Here is a 17,336-nt window from a genome sequence, read left to right on the forward strand (position 1 = left end):
ATGTAGCAGACCAATAATCAATTAATTGTTTGATACTAAACTATTAATTTATACAACTGCTTATAAGTCAGAAAATATCGAATTCTTCAGAACCATCTGGCAGCAAAATTATTCGTGGTAGAGCTGTCGTGCTGATGTGCGATAGCTCTTTTACGTTGCACTGCTAATGTCATAGGGCGCATAATAGAGAAAGCATGAGAATGGATGGGGATAGTGAATAAAAGCATGTATGATGTTATAGACGAAATCAGAAAACTAGAGGAGAAATACGGAGAAGATTTTAACTGGGGGACAGAGCTTAAGAGTGAATTCTTTGAGAATGAGTTGAGGAAAGAGTTGGCTCTGGCACCTGATTTCAATGTTAGGGCATTAGCTAGAAGCTACTCTAATGATGATGTCCTTTTTACATATGATGATAGGTTTTACCGCATATACCACCTTACGTATTCTAGTGGCAAGCCTATATACCAGGAGTTTGCTGATGGCAGAGTTGCGGTGAATTATATTGAAAGGCAGTTTGTTGAGGAGTAACACATTACATATGATAATTTAGAAAACTTTCCGTAATGGAAAGTTTTTCTTTTACGACTAATACAACAAGTGTATTATAGTTAGTGCGAGTTCCATGTAGAATAAAGTCATGAAAACAAGTATAGCAATAAACGAAATAAAAAGAATGGGGAAAACAAGATGAAATTACTAATTCATGATCTCTCAACAGAAGAGTGGAGCAAGGTGGCAGACAAGTATGAAGGATGGGAGGTTATTTCTGACAACGGCACTATTAAACCTTGTACAGGCTGCTTCGCATGCTGGGTAAAAGAGCCTGGAGTATGCGCTATAAAAGATGGCTACGAGAGGATGGGCGCGCTGATCCATGAAGCGGACGAGGTGCTGGTAATCAGCAAGTATACTTATGGTGGATTTAGCTCTTTTGTCAAAAATGTATTCGACCGCAGCATAGCTTATATTCTGCCTTATCTCACAATCAGTCATGGTGAGATGCATCATAGAAGGAGATATCACGAGAGCAAAAAGTTCTCTTTTATCTTCAGAGGTAATAACCTGACAGATGCGGAGAAAGAGGCTGCCAGAACATACGTCATCGCGTTCTGCAAGAACTTCTACGCAACCATCAAGGGTATTAGTTTCGAGGAAATGGAAAAAGATAATGTGGCAGTTGGAACTGAAAAGGCTGAGGAAAATAGCGGCAAAGTGGTTCTGTTAAACTGCAGTATGAGAGGCGACAATTCCAATTCTAGAAACCTTCTGAGAAGACTGGACAAGAGCATTGAAGGAGAAACAGAGACCGTAAATCTGGTGTCATACATTGGTAAATATGATGAGCTAGTGGAGCTCCTGTCATCCTGTCAAAAGATAATTCTCGGAATGCCTTTATATGCTGATGGAGCACCATCTTCTGTTTTGAGACTTATGGAGAAGATGGAAAAAATGGAGAAGCAGAGTGGGGCTATCAAGAAGCAGATCTATGTTGTGGCTAATATGGGCTTCTATGAAAGCAGACAGATCAAGAATTTGCTAGGCATGGTAAAAGCATGGTCTGAGAAATGCGGCTACGAGTACTGCGGCGGAGTGGCTGTCGGTGCCGGCGAGATGCTTGGCAAGATGATTAAGATCCCTGATGCCTCCAAGACTTATGCCAGAGATGTGGCACTTGCCCTTGAGAAATTGGGAGGAGCAATCTCAGCTTCAGAGGGTGTTGCGGATATATTTGCAGATGCGTATAAGTTCTCTCGCTTTTTATATCTTGTTTATGGCAACCACGGCTGGACTAAGACTGCTAAGAGAAATGGGTTGAGTAAGAGAGAGGTGTTGATGGAGGGGGATTATGGGGAATGGCGCAATAGAATTGGAAAGAGCTATATATAATTGGTATCTAGAAGGAGAAGATGCTGCTCCGGAACCAATATTGAAAAGGTAAGGTTGTTTTTCTTATACATGGACATCTATGATACTATGCTAAAATTATTTTTAATAAAACATATTTTAACAAAAGCGTTTTAGTAACTTCTAATTGAAGAAGAGAAACATAATACTATTATTGAGAAAGATCGGGAAACTGGTCTTTTTCTTTTATCCAAAATACCTGAGAGTTGCGTGCTCATCCTGTGTTAAACAGATTCCGGCATAAGTGGGTATAAAAAGCGTCTTGCTTTTAGAATAAAATGTGATGAATAACGTTGAAAGTGCCTCATAAAATGTGATGCCATTTATTGAAGTGGCTATTTTTTTGTGATAATATGTGCTTGGAGGTAAAGAAAATGTATTACAGACGAAAGATTGATGATTATTTAAGTAATTGGAAAGCGGATCCAGCGCATAAACCTCTTATAGTAAAGGGGGCACGACAGATTGGTAAAACAGAATCAATCATGCATTTTGCTAAGGCTAATTATGAGAATGTTGTATATATAAATTTTGCTTTAGAGAAGAAATTCTCGCAAATTCTTGCAGATGGATATGATGTTGCAAGTGTCATAAAGAATATATCATTGGCTGATCCATCTATAAAGTTTGTCCCTAACAAAACAGTTATCATTTTTGATGAAATTCAGGAAAACCCCGATGTAGCAACGACACTTAAATCATTTAAGATAGATGGTAATTATGACGTTATTTGTAGTGGTTCTATGCTAGGAATTAATTATAAGAAGATTCATAGTAATAGCGTTGGGCATAAAACGGACTATGAGATGTATTCAATGGACTTTGAGGAATTCCTTTGGGCTAAGGGCTATAATCAAGAGCAGATTGACTCAATCTTATCTCATATGGTAGAACTAAAGCCATTTAATGATAATGAGTTAGCTGTTTTTAAGAGTTTATTTCTTGATTATTGTGTACTAGGAGGAATGCCGGATGTCGTAAAACTATATATTGAAACCGGAACATTTTCTGGAACTCTCGATGTACAGGAACAGATTAGGCTTGATTACGAAGAAGACGTAAGAAAGTATGCAGAAGGTCTTGATCAAACTAAAATTATAAGCGTTTATAGAAGCGTTCCTGCTCAGCTTGCAAAGGAAAACAAGAAGTTTCAGTTTAATAAAATTTCTAAGAATGCCCGTTCAAGAGAATATACCGGATGTATAGAATGGCTTATTGATGCTGGCGTTATAACTGAGTGTAACTGTTTGCAGTATCCTGAGTTGCCATTAAAGGGAAATATCGAGGAAAGTAAATATAAGCTGTACTATCCCGATACTGGATTATTGGTATCTGCACTAGACGTGGAAGCCCAAGAGGATTTGAGAGTTAATAAAAACCTTGGCGTATATAAAGGTGCTCTTTACGAAAATTTTGTGGCAGAGGCTTTTGTTAAGCAAGGTTTAGGACTCTTTTATTATAAGAAAGAAAACTCAACATTAGAGGAAGATTTCTTTGTAAGGACTCAGAATAATTTGATTCCAGTCGAAGTTAAGTCAAATAGTGACCAGTCAAAATCATTATCTTCGCTGATAAAAAATGAGAACTATAGCGATATCTCATATGGGATAAAGCTGGGAGACTTCAATGTTGGTAATGCAAATAACATATATACTTTTCCATATTTTTGTGCATTCAAGATGAAAGAGTATTTAAAGAAAATGGATTGATCGAAAATTAACGTCGTAAGGAAAAGAGGTAAAAATTGTCGTAGTTAACAGTCCTATTTTTGAAGTTTCATACTTTCAAAGTAGGTATATTTCGTTATATCGTTTGTAGAATAATATTCTTTCTGAAGGAGAACTTGATGATACTTCTATCGGAATTTCCGATAAAAGTTCCGGATAGCGATGGCGCTTGCGGAGTACATTTCATAAAGTACGACCAAACGTACTATTATTGAAATGGCTACAATTAGTTTTATTTCAGAATCCAGTATTTTGCACCTAAGTGTTATTTTGAGATATTTTTATATCTTTATTGGCTCGAATGGCCACAAAATCTTTCACCTAAAACAAAAATTTGTTTTAGGTGAAAGATTTTGTGTTATAATAGAGCTGCAAACGAGAAAAAGGAGGTTGCCAGATGCTGATAAGCTTTAAGTTCAATAACTTCTGCTCTTTCAATGTCGAGAGCGAATTTAGTATGGAAGCACCAAACAGCAAGGTTAAGTCGAGATATCCTGACAACTATACTTCTACAGGTGTGGGGTACGATCTTCTGAAGACAGCAATTATAGTCGGTGAGAATGCAGGTGGTAAATCCAATTTCATAGGAAGTTTGAAGTTTTTGAAATCACTCATAGATTTTAATTCCCAGGTGCAGTCTGTAGGTGCATATGTCAATGCATCTAGTTTTTTGACAGATAAGGATCCTGAACAGCGTTTTGAGATTTGCTTCATATCAGAAAAGGAACATGTCTACAAGTATTGCCTGGGAATCGATTCTAATGGAATCACAAGCGAAGGGCTTTATAAGCAGAGCAAGAGAAAAGGAACCTTTTCGTGTTTATTTTCTGTTACCAGAGATGAATCCGGAAAATATGAAAAGAAGGAGGGAAAGGCTTCTGAACTTACTACTGCAATAAAGAATAGTAATAATAGCTATGGACTTTTTATAAGCAAGCTGGCACTTCTTGGTAATGCGGATGCTATTGAGACTTCGAGCTGGTTCAAGAATATACTTCTTCCTGGGGCGGTTCCAGAGGACCAGGACGAAAATCCAGTAGGCAGAGATGAGGATATCAAGATCATGAGAGATTCCCGCTTTTTGGATATATTCCGGATGGTCGACTACAGTATCTGCGGCATAGAAGTGGATAATGACAAACCTTATGGTAAGTCATTGATAATTAGAAAAGATGCTGAGGAAAATGAAATCCGCAGAGAGCTTCAGCAGGATTCAACTGGTGTAAGGGAGTTTTTTGCTTGGGCAGTTCAGATATTCAGAGTGGTTTATGAGAACAGGGTTGTGTTTGCTGATGAGATGGATAGGGTTCTCAATCCCATTCTGTCAGACAGAGTTGTTGCCTTTGTAAATGGCGAGGAGCACAAGGGGCAGTTCATCTTCTCTACACACAACGTACTGCATTTGAACCTTAAGACATATATGAAGGAACAAATTTATTTTGAGACAAAGAGCAAGGATAGCCTTACGTCAGAGCTGTATTCGCTTGCAGATTTCCCTGAGGTTAGATATGAGACTGCTAAGGTATATGAGTTTTACATGAAGGGAATTTTGGGAGGAACAGCTTTTGAGTAGAAAAGAGAGAGTGCTTAAGAAAAGGTACGCCATTTTCTGCGAAGGTGATACCGAGTACAACTCATATAGAACTCTGCTAGATGCTATCAGAAAGCAGGATAAATTGGTTTCCAACAATTACGAAATCAAGAAAAAGACGTTTGACATCATAATCAAACAAACTAATTATGATCAGGATGTTCTTAATAAGCGTGACAGTAACATTGAAGAGTTCTTTGATGTAATTGATTGGTAGAAATAGCGGCAATGCTGATAAGATTTTGTAGACTTTATGCATGAATAATGTATAAACGTGTTTTTTTTATAAACGGCTATTATCGGTTATACCGGAATATATTACAGCATAACTGACGGAGGAAAAGGCATGACAGCGACATTACTATATCAGGGACATGGTAGCGTAAGAATCGTTACAAGTGAAGGAAAGGTTATTTATATCGATCCGTTCTCGGGTGAGGGTGATGGCTATGACCTTCCAGCAGACCTTATCCTAATGACACATGGACATTATGACCATACTCAGGAGAATCTTATTTCTATCAAAAACGAAGGATGTTCGGTTATTAAATGGTCGGATGCTTTAAAGAATGGTGAGTATAAGGAATATGATTTTTGTTTTGTAAATGTTAAAGCTGTGGAAGCTGGATATAACAAAAACCATGATGTCTCAGAATGTGTCGGATTTATTCTTACATTTTCTGATGGTGTGAAGGCATATTTTTCCGGTGATACATCTACAACGCCTTCAATGGCTGGATTTGCAGAAAAGAAGCTTGATTATGCTTTTTTATGCTGTGATGGAGTTTATAACATGGATGTTTCTGAAGCATCTGCTTGTGCAAAAACAATAGGCGCAAAGCATACAATTCCTTACCATATGGAACCGGTAAAGGATAAAAGCGGATTTGATATGAACGTGGCTAAGCGTTTTGATGTGCCGGGAAAGATAATACTTCAGCCTGGGGAAGAACTTGGCCTAGAGTAAAGAAATGCTGTTAGAAGACCTTGAGCAAAACGTTCTTTGCATCGCTTGCGAATCTGTCTGATTATGAGCAGAGAATCCGGTGTCGAATGGCTGATTAAGAATGTGTTTGATGATGAGTGATTTGTCGGGATGAACGTTGGAACATAAAATTCGAATAAAATAGAATTAAAGATTTTTCTTGAAAACAATTTCTAATTCAATTAGCCTTTTATTAGGACGTCCAATCTATCATAATAGGAGGCTTTTTTGATGAACAAAGAACAGCTTCACAAGTACATTGAAAACAGTACGGGCAATGAGTCAAATATCTGCCAGATATATGCCATCAAAGACGGTTCTGTTGTCTATGATGATTGCTGGCATGGATTTATGACTGAGGATGCGATGAATGTCAATTCCGTGACCAAAGGCGTCATGGGACTACTTGCCGGAATTGCTCTGGATAAGGGCTACATTAGGAATCTGGACCAGAAGGTGATGGATTTTTTCCCTGATTACAACGTTAAGCGCGGAGAGAAGACTATCTATGACGTTACCATCAGGCACCTTCTTACTATGACAGCTCCGTATAAGGGTAAGTCAGAACCCTGGAAAAAGGTGTGTACTTCACAGGACTTTACTCTTGCAATCCTTGATTATCTTGGAGGACGTAATGGAATAACAGGTGAGTTCAGATATGCTACCCTTGGCATTCAGATTCTTGCAGGAATAATTGAGAGAGCTACGGGCGAAAAATGCATTGATTTTGCTAACAAAAATCTCTTTGAGCCACTGGGACTTCCGAAACGAATACCACACGGTGACAGTTCCAAAGAGGATCAGTTTGATTTCTTTATGAACAAGAATCCAAGGAAATATGAGTGGTACTCTGACCCTCAGGGCTGTGTTACCGCAGGCTGGGGACTGTGCATGTCGGCAAAAGATATGGCGGTTATCGGCACGATGGTGCTGGGCGGCGGAATGCACGGCGATAAAAGGCTCATCTCCGAAGAATATCTGAAGGACATGCTGGCGCCTCACATTAAGCTTGGCGAGCGCTTTGGCTTCATGAATTATGGCTACTTATGGTACAAGCCCTACGATGATAAAGAGGTATATGCAGCAATTGGCGACAGCGGAAATATCATCTATGTAAACAAAGAGAAAAACGTATCTGTGGGAATTACTGGTACATTTAAGGTAAGGATCTTTGATCGTGTGGAATTCATAGAGAAAAAAGTCTTGCCAGCTCTTGAATGCACGATATAGTTTTTTAATTCCAGCATAACGCTCCACCTTCTAGGGACTTAGAGCAGAAAATTCGAAGTTAATCGCACAACTTCAAATTTGTCGATCTAATTGAATATTGAACGTTACATAGCAGTTATCTCAAATCGAGGTAGCCACTTAACAACTATTCCTGCCGCTTGTGAAGCATAAGCCACGTAAAGTGAAATGGTTGTTTTTCTTATCTGCTTATATATACGAATGAAGATGATGTTGTGGCAAAATTAATTTTCTAATGGACCACAAACCCCGTCCCCTAGGTCCGTTACAGTAAAAATACACATAAAGAGTAAAGGTGTGTATATATACTTGAATATGTAATTGATTTATCCTGTGTGATGTTGTACTATTAAAGCGAAAATACACACTTATGTGGTTGCGTGTGTATGATTACTTTAAAATGCTAAACCTTCAGCAAAGGAGGCACAACATGGTTCTTACCTATAATGAATGTATAGAAAAATATGGATCGGATTATAAGATAAAGAAAGAGCTGAGCAATGGAGAGCTCTTTATGAAAGAAAAGGGAGTGTATTCTACTGTAAGAAATGTTTCAGATCTTGATATAATAACTAGCAAATATCCGAGGGCAGTGTTTACCGGAAAAAGTGCGTTTTATTACCATTCTCTTACTGATGTGATACCAGATCATTTTCATCTTGCAACTCGGCGAGAGGATTCAAGGATTAAGGATCAAAGAGTAATACAGTCTTTTCTCAAAGATGATATTTTTGAGCCGGGCATAATTGAGATGAAGTATAATAATTCGAGTATTAGGATATATGACAGGGAGAGGATGCTCATAGAACTTATGCGCTTTAGAAAAAGCATACCATTTGATTTGTACAAGGAGATAATACAAAATTATAGGCGCATAGCAGAAGAGATGGATTTTGGACTTGTTGAGGATTATGCCTACATGTTCCGAAATGGTAATACACTTATGAATCAGATACAGATGGAGGTTCTTTGATTTCGTGAATTTAAGGGATGAGGTAGAAAAGATAAAAACAGAGGGGTATAGCGAAGCAAACGCAGAATCTAAGCTCTGTCAGGATATAGTACTCAAGGCAATTGCAGAAAGCGGAATGGCGAGGAATGCAACCATCAAGGGCGGAGTTGTAATGAGAAGTCTTTCTAAGAATGCAAGACGTGCTACGCAGGATATAGATCTTGATTTCATCAGATATTCGATATCTGATGAATCCATAAGGCAGTTTGTTAAACGTCTTGACTGTATAGATGGGCTGTCTATTGCTATAGATGGCAAGATAACTGAACTAAATCATCAGGATTACAAAGGAAAAAGAATCACAATCACAATAAAGGATTCAAATGATACAGTTTTATCACTAAAAATGGATATAGGTGTTCATGCTGATTTATCATTGGAGCAGGAAGATTATGCTTTTGACATAGGATTTCAGGAAGATGCTGTTAGCCTTTTGATTAATTCCAAGGCCCAGATGATTACAGAAAAACTGAAATCATCTGGGCGATTTGCAAGTAGATCAACTAGATATAAGGATGTATTTGATATCTGTTATCTAAGCGATGAGGTGGATAAGGAATAACTTAGAAAATGCATTGATAAGTATATCATTTCTGATGAAACACTTAGAAACGTAGCAACAATGGACGATGTTGTTAAACGTGTGGAAAGAGTTTTTAGCAATAAGGCTTATGTAGATTCTGTTTCAAAATCTGGTAAGAACTGGCTTGATATGCCAGTTGAGGCGGTTCTTAAAAAAACTTGGAGTTCATTAAATCGCTTTGAAGGTGCTTTTGACATGGAAAAAGTGCGGTTGGAAACACAGATCTTATTCTAAAGAAATCTGAATAAGCATATAAATAACGTTTTTTCAGAAGGGGAAATTGATAAAGATAACAACACGCAAAAAATGCGTATTGATGAACAATGAATGATATTTAAAGCCTATATTTTTCATATCAGCAAAACTTCCATAACTACGAAAAAATGTGAGTTGTGGAAGAAAAATCGTCGTTTATATCTGAATCCAAAACACTAAAATCAAATACATATATTTACATAGACCAGTACCCTGGGGACGCCCAGACACTACTGGTCTATTATTATGTCCAAAATCAAGTGCGCAGGACAGGAAAAATGGACCACAAACCCCGTCCCCTAGGTCCAGAAAGACCAAACAAGTAGATAAATACAATAGGTAATGGTATTATTAAATAGAAGATTGTTAGAAGAGGAAATGCTATGAGCTATCAGAGAAGATTGATAAATTATACAGTTGCATGTGTTAATGAGTTTGCTGAAGCTTTTAATTTGAATGTTAAAGAAGCATATAGATATCTTCGAGATTTCAAGGGAATAGAGTTCCTGAAGGATTTCTATGAGGAAGAGCATCTTTTATCATTTGATAATGTGGTTGAAGATTTACAAGCTCTTTGCCGGAGAAATGGAGGAACTATATGATTCTTTATCATGGTAGTAATGTTGATATACAAAATATCAGCTTGCAGACCATATAAGGATTTTGGTAGGGGATTCTATTTAACAGATATTCCGGAACAGGCTGAGCGCATGGCAGAACGAGTTGCTAGGATTTACGGTGGTGAACCTGTACTCAATATTTATGAGATAGATGATTCTTTTTTGGATTCCTCTAGTCTTAGAATCAAAAATTTTGGTGAAGAAACAACGGAAGATTGGGCTCGTTTTGTAATGAATAATAGGAATAGAGGCTTTGAGAATTATTCAGATCCATTGTGCAATTTCGATTCTAAGTATGATATCGTAATTGGACCTGTTGCGGATGATAATATGGCAATGCTGTTTAGACAATATGAAGAAAAAGTTATAGACTTTGATACGCTTCTTAAAGGCATGATATATAAAAAGACATCTTCACAGTATTCATTCCATACACCTGCAGCTATTTCATTATTGAGGAAAATTAGTCATGAATGAGAAAAAGCAACTAATAGAGTATGCTATTCAGGATATTGTTGAAATGATCTCGAAAGATCAGAACGTAGAATATGACGAGGCTATGAACTTCTTTTATGAATCAGAGATTTTTGATAAGCTTCAAGATGTAGAAACAGGGCTTTATCGTGAAAGCTCTGCTTATATTTATGATTTATACAAAGATGAGTTGAACTTCGGGCATATCGTTCAAACTGAAATATAATAACCGCCTATTACATAGAGCAGTTATCTCAAACGAGGTAGCTGCTTTTTTACACATGATATTAAGCAATACTGTATAATTAAATTTGCTTGATAAGGCACTAGTTCTCTTTACTGCAAAAAGTGATATGAAAAAGGTCTATAATAAACTTGTTGGTCGTGTCCCGTATAAAATAATCGTTCAGGATGAAAGAGTTCCACAAAAAGAGGCAGTATCACAATTCAAAAGTGATATTAATTCTGTTCTTTTAGGGACAGGTTCCTATTGGGAAGGAGTGAGTGTTGAAGGAACAGCATTTTCTAATTTGGTGATATTTAAACTTCCGTTTCCAGTTCCAGATCCTATATATGAGAAAAAGATGGAGCATTGTAAAAATGGCTTAATGGAGGTACTAGTGCCAGAGATGGTACTAAAACTAAAACAAGGCATTGGACGATTGATAAGAAAAGAAGGTGATGTTGGAATAGTATCAATTCTTGATCCTAGAATTGGAGACAGTTCAAATGCGTCATACAAGAGCATTGTTTGGGAATCTATTCCTATAAAAAATAGAACTACGGACTTAAATGAAGTAAAGAGGTTCTATGACAATATTACACAGAATCAGGATAAGGGGATTTATGAAAAAGAATGTATTTAGAATGCCTACTCCGGTCAAAATTACTGGAAGAACATCAAGTATTACAAATGCGTTTGTTAACGGAATTATTCCTGTTGTTGAACCAACTGAAGCTGAAATTGATGATGCTCTTGCTACTCTTGGAATGACAAGAGAGAGTATATGTTGCGCTTACTGTGGCGATACTTGCACGGAATGGGATCATTTTAGGCCACTAATAGTTGACAAGGGGCCTACAGGCTATATTTCAGAAATTCATAATCTTGTTCCTGCTTGTGGCAAGTGTAATCAAAGCAAAGGTAATAAAGAATGGAAAAAATGGATGTATAGTGATGCTTCACTTTCTCCAAAAACAAGAGGCATCACGGATATAAATGAAAGATGCCGGAAGTTGGAAGTATACGAGAGAAAGTATGCACCTACAAAGCTTGATTTTGTAGAAATTGTAGGTGAAGAGTTATGGGAAAAACATTGGAATAACCATGAGAAACTGCTTGAATTAATGAAAACATGTCAGGAAACATCTGATGAGATACAGGAAAGAATTACCATGAGCCTGAGAAATGAGTAAAGAAGGTATAATTCATGCCATTTCAAATCATTAGAAATGATATTACAAAAGTAAAAGCAGATGCCATAGTTAACACAAACTGAAGTACCGTGTTGTGTTAACAATAATTAAGATATTTATAACTTAACTTCAGGTTAATTTTACGATAGTTAATGTATAATTGAATATTGCTGATTCATGGCAAGCGGCTGCATAATATGAAGTATCATTTTTAGCAGCTGCCTGTCTTAGTGTAGTATACTTATTATAGTGTTGTACACCCCCCTTAAGACTGGAGCAATTATATGAACAATTCTGAAGCTACCAAAGAAAATCTCTATGTCATAACCAATCATAAATTCCCCAGCGACAGCTACGGAGAAGATGATTATCTTGGCAACTGGCCGATGCTTTATATCCTGGAAAATGGAGATAAGGTCTATATTGGCGAGTCTACTAATGTTGCGGAGAGAATGAAGCAACATTATAACAATAAGGAAAAGCGTGAATTCAACAAAGTTCATTTCATATATTCCGGCAGATTCAATCAGTCTGTAACTTTTGATTATGAGTCTAAGCTGATCCAATTTGTTTCCGCTGATGGCAAGTATACTATTACCAATAAAAATGATGGTATTGCTAATAAGAACTATTTCAGCAAGCCTGAATACGACGAGACTTTTGAAGCGTTATGGAATAAATTAAGGTCCTATAATCTTGCTGAGCACACGCTTGAATACATCAAGAACAGCGAGTTCTACAAATATTCTCCTTTTAAAGAACTGAATAAAGATCAAAAGATCCTTGCCGACGATATCATAAGAGAGATAAGAGAAGGTAAAGAGCTACCTATAGTAGTAGAGGGCCGTCCCGGCACCGGCAAGACAATTGTTGCAGTTTATCTGATGAAGTATCTGAGAGATTATGAGGATGAGAAGACTCATAGATTTCCTTTCCGTGAAAAGAAGATGGGGCTTATTATTCCTCAGACATCGCTTAGGTCTACGCTTAAGAGTCTTTTCAAAAAGATAGAAGGACTTGCTGCCAAAGATGTAATAGGTGCATCAGAAGCGGTTAAGGCTGGGGAGTGGGATATCCTTTTTGTGGACGAAGCTCAGAAACTTCAGGTAAGGCGTAGTATCGTTGGATATCAGGCTTATGATAATAACAATAAAAAGCTTGGACTCCCAAGTGATGCAACAGAGCTTGACTGGATACTTAAGATTTCTAAGACTCCGGTTTTCTTTTTTGACCCGGATCAGTTATCAGGCCCATCGGGTACAACTATCGAGGTATTTCAGAACAAAGTGAAGATGGAGCTTTCAAGAAGAAGGCGTATGACTGCGTATCTGACACATTTCTTGAGAATGCAGATGCGTGTCAAGGGCGGAGAGGAGTATATCAACTATGTAAATGATATACTTCATAATGTTGATGTTCCAAGGAAGACATTTGACGATTACGATTTTAAGATTTTCACCCACTTTGCTGATTTTAATAAAGAGCTCTATGTCAAAGAAAAGGACATGGAACTTTGCAGGATGCTAGCAGGCTATGCGTGGGAGTGGAAGACCAAGAATGACAAGACTGCATATGATATAGAAATCGAAGGTGTCAAAAAGAGGTGGAATCATTGCCTTAATAACTGGATCAATAGCGATGGAGCGCTTGATGAAGTTGGATGTATTCATACAAGTGCAGGATATGATCTCAATCACGCCTTTGTCATTCTCGGGAATGATATTAAATACGATGATGAAAAGGGTAGGATCTATGTAGACAGGTCCAATTATTTTGACAAGCGTGGTAAGCAGTCAGCTTCGGATGAGGAACTGGATCTGTATATCAAAAATATATACTATGTTTTGATGACAAGGGGAATCAGGGGGACTTATCTGTATGTATGCGATGAGAAGCTTAGAAACTATTTTATGAAATACGTGGAGGAGTTTTGACAGCTATGGATTTTGAAGAGGTTAAGAAAGAGGTACTGAAATTCACTAAGGACAGGGACTGGGATCAGTTCCATACTCCTGAGAATCTTGCTAAGAGTATTTCAATAGAGGCAGCAGAGCTTCTGGAGTGTTTCCAATGGAGCCCGGAATATGATAAGAAGGCTGCGACTGAGGAGCTGGCAGATATCATGAATTACTGCATTCTTATGGCGGATAAGATGGGTATTAGTATTGAAGATGCCATTATGGATAAGATTCAGAAGAATGCGGCTAAGTATCCTGTAGAGAAGAGCTATGGGAGTAGTAAGAAGTATACGGAGCTTATTTGATAAGGACTAGGTACCTGCCAACTTATAGATAAGAGAATGCTGTATAGGTATGTTTATTTTATCAAATTCTGTCTTCTTTTCGAACAAATCTTTGCGAACTGGCCTGTGCCGGGTAGTCCGTTAGCTTATTTTGCATTAAGTGCATCTGTTTTGGTTTTATTGCAGGCTGGTTTTTTAGAAGTAATTTCTGGATGGCATTTATTTATGTCGGTATTGTTCTCGTTTTGGCATATTTGGTTGATGTCATTAAGACAAAGAAGGATATTGAATTCATTAATTCAAAGATAAAAGGTCGATAACTTGCATATAAAAATAGGCAATACCGCTTCTTCGTATTGCCTATTTTTTACCATCAATTTATTCTGGCAGGACAACTTCAACAATCTCTATTAGTTAATACATACATCCAGTAGAAGACTACTGAAACTGATCAGAAAGTCAAATACATATTCACCGGAATTTTTGCAATAGCTTACAAACTCAGGTATATCCAATGTTACATCCCATGTAAGCTTATACGGTGCATCCGGATCTAACGTTGTAATAGTCATACTGACTTTCTTGGCACTTGGATCTGTCATTTTGCGTGCTTTATTTAAGATATCATATTTTTCCATAGACACCTCCTTGAAATAAATATTTAGTTTTGCATGTTATGTGGATTGAAGCCGGATGTCGGCCAGATGGAAGATCATACTTCCAATATTATTTTTATAGAAAAGCAAAACATTGTCAATAAAATATTGTAATATCTAAGCCGTATATCCTATATAATCTACCTTCTATCATATTTTTGTTTTTTTAATATTGGCCTTGCTATAATACTTGATGTCTGAGACACTACAGTGTTATTGATAATACTAAGTTTAAGGAGATTGTGATATGAAAATTGAGACTTTAAGTGAGTATGGTGCAAGGCAGGCATTGGGGGAGTATAAGAGCTTTTACGCTGACAATGCGTTTTATGATGATGGATTTTTTTCTTTGAGGAACATTGAAGTTTCAAGAACTGATGACAAGAATAAGTTCGTTATCCAGATGTCAGATGATGGATCTACGAAGATAATATATGATGCGAAGATAGATGGTGGGTATATTGTAGTAACAAGGACCCATTGCGGACTCAAAGCTTTATTGCAGGCAAAGAAAGCTGATACAGTACTGGAAAAATTTCTAAATAATAAGATCTGCTTATATCACTGGGAACTATTATCAGATGCAGATCCTGATAAGGATTCATCTTATGAAGATGAAGTGGCTGTAAGTGCGGGAGTAGATCTTGATCTATTGTTTCCCCAAAATGTAATGATTGATAGTTTTATGTTCAAAAGTAGCCTCGATACTCTTGTCAGCGATTTTAAGAATAAATTAGTCGAAGTTTATTTGTCTGAAGAGGATGATGACTATGAAGAAAGGCTTGAGTGTGTAGCAGCTATGGATTTCGACGTAGTCGACAGGGGACAGGATATCTTAAGTGTACTTAAGACAAAAGCTGATTTTACAGAATCTGATCTGGAAAAGGCAGACCATTATTATGATGCTTTCATAAAGGAAATAGACAGATATATCGGGAAGCCGGAGAGGATATATACTCTAGCATCACCTATTGATGATACAATAAAGACTGCGCTTAATGAGCTTTCTTATCTTGATAATTGTTTTGACTTATTTTTTATAAAATTTGAAGATTATTATCTGGCAGTAGGTCTGTTCTTATGTGATTAAGAATATATAACAGGGAAGGGATTCTGAACGCACAGGATCTCTTCCTTGATTTATGAACTAAAGTACCGTGTTGTGTTAACCGATGATCACAAGGTCGCCTTCGGGTTGACCTTTTTTCTATGGTCAATTGGTATCATCTAATCATCAGATAACGAACGCCTCATTGCAGAGACGTGGCAACGGCAGAAAGGCAAGGAGGTAATATAGAAATAAGGCATTTCCTGGAGCTAATGAGACTACTGATATAAGTATTGTTCATAAAGTGTACTCCTTGCCCGACGATAGTCATATACTGCTTCTATTATGATTAAACCAGAATGGATGGACATTATAATGTACATCGCGAGGGCTTTTTTTATTGACAAGTGGCTGTTGACTACATAGAAGAAAGCCCCTTAGTTAGCATAAAATTAATAGCATATGAGCACAGACCTTTCACAATACAAAAGAGTGGGAAGGGAGTGCTTTTTTTATTATACTTATGGTAATAGATTATGGACTTACATCTTAGTAGTTTAATGTAAGGAGAAAAACGATGGCTGATGATAAATTATATCGAATAATAATTAAAGAAGGTGCACATATTAATGAAAAGCAAAAAGCAGATGGCTCTAAAGCCGCTATTTAGTTTGATGATAAAAACGGATTAAAAGGACCTGTCGATCTGGTTGAAGTTGTTACTGAAAATGAAAATGAAGTCACTGTAACTGAAGAAAAAACGGATGTTAACGATGCTTCGGTAGATGAAATCGAAGAAGAAGTAGAGGTTTCAAAGATTGAGCTTTTGCAACAATTTGTTGCAGGTGGCAAATACAGGGGTCACAAATGTAACTATCGTTCAACTCAGTACGGCGCTGGCCTTGGACTTATGCTTTTTCTTGTACTGTGCTTTGTGATCTTCATATGATGCAGAGTTTTTTATGAACGGAGGTATTGTAATGAGTAGTTATAGAGAATATCGTGAAAAAGCATTGCAAAATCCTGATGTAAAAGCTGAATATGACGCATTACAGCCTGAATACGATATTATTCAAGCAATGATTGATGCACGTAATTCTCAGCATATTACCCAAAAAGAACTTGCTGCAAAAACCGGCATAACACAGGCAGATATTAGTCGTATCGAAAATGGTACCCGTAATCCGAGCCTTGCAATGGTAAAAAGAATTGCAGAAGGTCTTGGAATGCAATTGAGATTGGAGTTTATTCCAACAGCTTCCAAAATGATGAAATAATGATATTGTCAATATTACTTTACACTTATCACTCGTACATCCAGTTACCTGTTTTATTATGCAGCCATTGCCATTGAATCATAGTATCGCTTTCTCTTGACCATAGGAGGAAGACCATTATTGGAGGTACATATCCTCCTGTTATTCCAACAGCTGATAAAGTATCTCCAGATTATTACCTTTAGTTCTTCAACAGTAAACTGAGTAGATTTAATATTTCTGGAGTAGAACAGTTCATCTTTCATCCTTGCCCACATACTTTCGCACCTGGCATTATCATGACATCTGCCACCA

Annotated in this window: 20 protein-coding genes and 1 pseudogene; 19 read left to right on the forward strand and 2 right to left on the reverse strand. The window is 37.2% G+C overall.

Annotation, left to right across the window (positions count from 1 at the left end; translation table 11 throughout):
- The first annotated feature begins 204 nt into the window (after positions 1 to 204).
- From G634_RS0111490 to G634_RS0111565, 17 genes are all read left to right on the forward strand, one after another.
- Positions 205 to 531 (forward strand): hypothetical protein, encoded by a 327-nt coding sequence (locus tag G634_RS0111490; RefSeq protein WP_051233895.1) that lies wholly within the window; start codon positions 205 to 207, stop codon positions 529 to 531.
- A gap of 159 nt (positions 532 to 690) precedes the next feature.
- Complete coding sequence (locus tag G634_RS21225) at positions 691 to 1,890, forward strand: flavodoxin family protein (protein WP_051233897.1); 1,200 nt, start codon at positions 691 to 693, stop codon at positions 1,888 to 1,890.
- A 392-nt stretch (positions 1,891 to 2,282) separates the two neighbouring features.
- On the forward strand, positions 2,283 to 3,617 hold the full coding sequence (locus tag G634_RS0111500) for an ATP-binding protein (protein ID WP_026505405.1): 1,335 nt from the start codon (positions 2,283 to 2,285) through the stop codon (positions 3,615 to 3,617).
- A 415-nt stretch (positions 3,618 to 4,032) separates the two neighbouring features.
- Complete coding sequence (locus tag G634_RS0111505; protein ID WP_026505406.1) at positions 4,033 to 5,208, forward strand: AAA family ATPase; 1,176 nt, start codon at positions 4,033 to 4,035, stop codon at positions 5,206 to 5,208.
- Positions 5,201 to 5,443, forward strand: a complete 243-nt coding sequence (locus G634_RS0111510; RefSeq protein ID WP_026505407.1) for a hypothetical protein — start codon at positions 5,201 to 5,203, stop codon at positions 5,441 to 5,443. The genes G634_RS0111505 and G634_RS0111510 overlap by 8 nt, the downstream gene beginning before the upstream one ends.
- 129 nt (positions 5,444 to 5,572) lie before the next feature.
- The gene (locus G634_RS0111515) at positions 5,573 to 6,193 is read left to right on the forward strand and encodes an MBL fold metallo-hydrolase (protein ID WP_026505408.1); all 621 of its coding nucleotides are present in this window, start codon (positions 5,573 to 5,575) and stop codon (positions 6,191 to 6,193) included.
- A 249-nt stretch (positions 6,194 to 6,442) separates the two neighbouring features.
- On the forward strand, positions 6,443 to 7,441 hold the full coding sequence (locus tag G634_RS0111520; protein ID WP_026505409.1) for a serine hydrolase domain-containing protein: 999 nt from the start codon (positions 6,443 to 6,445) through the stop codon (positions 7,439 to 7,441).
- A 448-nt stretch (positions 7,442 to 7,889) separates the two neighbouring features.
- Positions 7,890 to 8,432, forward strand: a complete 543-nt coding sequence (locus G634_RS0111525) for a type IV toxin-antitoxin system AbiEi family antitoxin domain-containing protein (protein ID WP_026505410.1) — start codon at positions 7,890 to 7,892, stop codon at positions 8,430 to 8,432.
- 4 nt (positions 8,433 to 8,436) lie between these two features.
- Positions 8,437 to 9,033: a nucleotidyl transferase AbiEii/AbiGii toxin family protein gene (locus G634_RS19020; RefSeq protein ID WP_051233899.1), complete on the forward strand. Its 597-nt coding sequence runs from the start codon at positions 8,437 to 8,439 to the stop codon at positions 9,031 to 9,033.
- 60 nt (positions 9,034 to 9,093) lie between these two features.
- Positions 9,094 to 9,288 (forward strand): hypothetical protein, encoded by a 195-nt coding sequence (locus tag G634_RS20430; protein ID WP_051233901.1) that lies wholly within the window; start codon positions 9,094 to 9,096, stop codon positions 9,286 to 9,288.
- Between the two features lie 404 nt (positions 9,289 to 9,692).
- Positions 9,693 to 9,911, forward strand: coding sequence for a DUF3791 domain-containing protein (locus G634_RS0111535; RefSeq protein ID WP_026490284.1), 219 nt, complete (start codon positions 9,693 to 9,695; stop codon positions 9,909 to 9,911).
- Positions 9,912 to 9,920: 9 nt separating this feature from the next.
- Complete coding sequence (locus tag G634_RS19025) at positions 9,921 to 10,406, forward strand: DUF3990 domain-containing protein (protein ID WP_242826812.1); 486 nt, start codon at positions 9,921 to 9,923, stop codon at positions 10,404 to 10,406.
- Positions 10,399 to 10,629: a hypothetical protein gene (locus G634_RS0111545; RefSeq protein WP_026505411.1), complete on the forward strand. Its 231-nt coding sequence runs from the start codon at positions 10,399 to 10,401 to the stop codon at positions 10,627 to 10,629. Before G634_RS19025 ends, G634_RS0111545 begins: the two co-directional genes overlap by 8 nt.
- A gap of 85 nt (positions 10,630 to 10,714) precedes the next feature.
- A complete protein-coding gene (locus tag G634_RS0111550; protein WP_256379373.1) occupies positions 10,715 to 11,269 on the forward strand; it encodes a helicase C-terminal domain-containing protein in 555 nt (184 codons plus the stop codon).
- On the forward strand, positions 11,250 to 11,819 hold the full coding sequence (locus G634_RS0111555; protein ID WP_026505413.1) for an HNH endonuclease: 570 nt from the start codon (positions 11,250 to 11,252) through the stop codon (positions 11,817 to 11,819). Before G634_RS0111550 ends, G634_RS0111555 begins: the two co-directional genes overlap by 20 nt.
- Positions 11,820 to 12,103: 284 nt before the next feature.
- Positions 12,104 to 13,753 carry a DUF2075 domain-containing protein gene (locus tag G634_RS0111560; RefSeq protein ID WP_035799836.1) on the forward strand — a complete coding sequence of 550 codons (1,650 nt, stop codon included), beginning with the start codon at positions 12,104 to 12,106 and terminating at the stop codon, positions 13,751 to 13,753.
- Between the two features lie 5 nt (positions 13,754 to 13,758).
- A complete protein-coding gene (locus G634_RS0111565; protein ID WP_026505415.1) occupies positions 13,759 to 14,082 on the forward strand; it encodes a nucleotide pyrophosphohydrolase in 324 nt (107 codons plus the stop codon).
- A gap of 389 nt (positions 14,083 to 14,471) precedes the next feature.
- Here G634_RS0111565 and G634_RS0111575 read toward each other — a convergent pair whose 3' ends face one another.
- Complete coding sequence (locus tag G634_RS0111575) at positions 14,472 to 14,699, reverse strand: hypothetical protein (RefSeq protein WP_026505416.1); 228 nt, start codon at positions 14,697 to 14,699, stop codon at positions 14,472 to 14,474.
- A 265-nt stretch (positions 14,700 to 14,964) separates the two neighbouring features.
- Here G634_RS0111575 and G634_RS0111580 point away from each other — a divergent pair, with 265 nt between their 5' ends.
- Positions 14,965 to 15,807: a hypothetical protein gene (locus G634_RS0111580; RefSeq protein ID WP_026505417.1), complete on the forward strand. Its 843-nt coding sequence runs from the start codon at positions 14,965 to 14,967 to the stop codon at positions 15,805 to 15,807.
- Between the two features lie 938 nt (positions 15,808 to 16,745).
- Positions 16,746 to 17,042: a helix-turn-helix domain-containing protein gene (locus G634_RS0111590; RefSeq protein WP_026505418.1), complete on the forward strand. Its 297-nt coding sequence runs from the start codon at positions 16,746 to 16,748 to the stop codon at positions 17,040 to 17,042.
- A 56-nt stretch (positions 17,043 to 17,098) separates the two neighbouring features.
- Here the strand turns inward: G634_RS0111590 and G634_RS0111595 are convergent.
- Positions 17,099 to 17,336: pseudogene (locus tag G634_RS0111595) on the reverse strand (IS3 family transposase); the annotation flags it as partial.

The organism is Butyrivibrio sp. NC3005 (assembly GCF_000424545.1).
Lineage (GTDB): Bacteria > Bacillota > Clostridia > Lachnospirales > Lachnospiraceae > Butyrivibrio.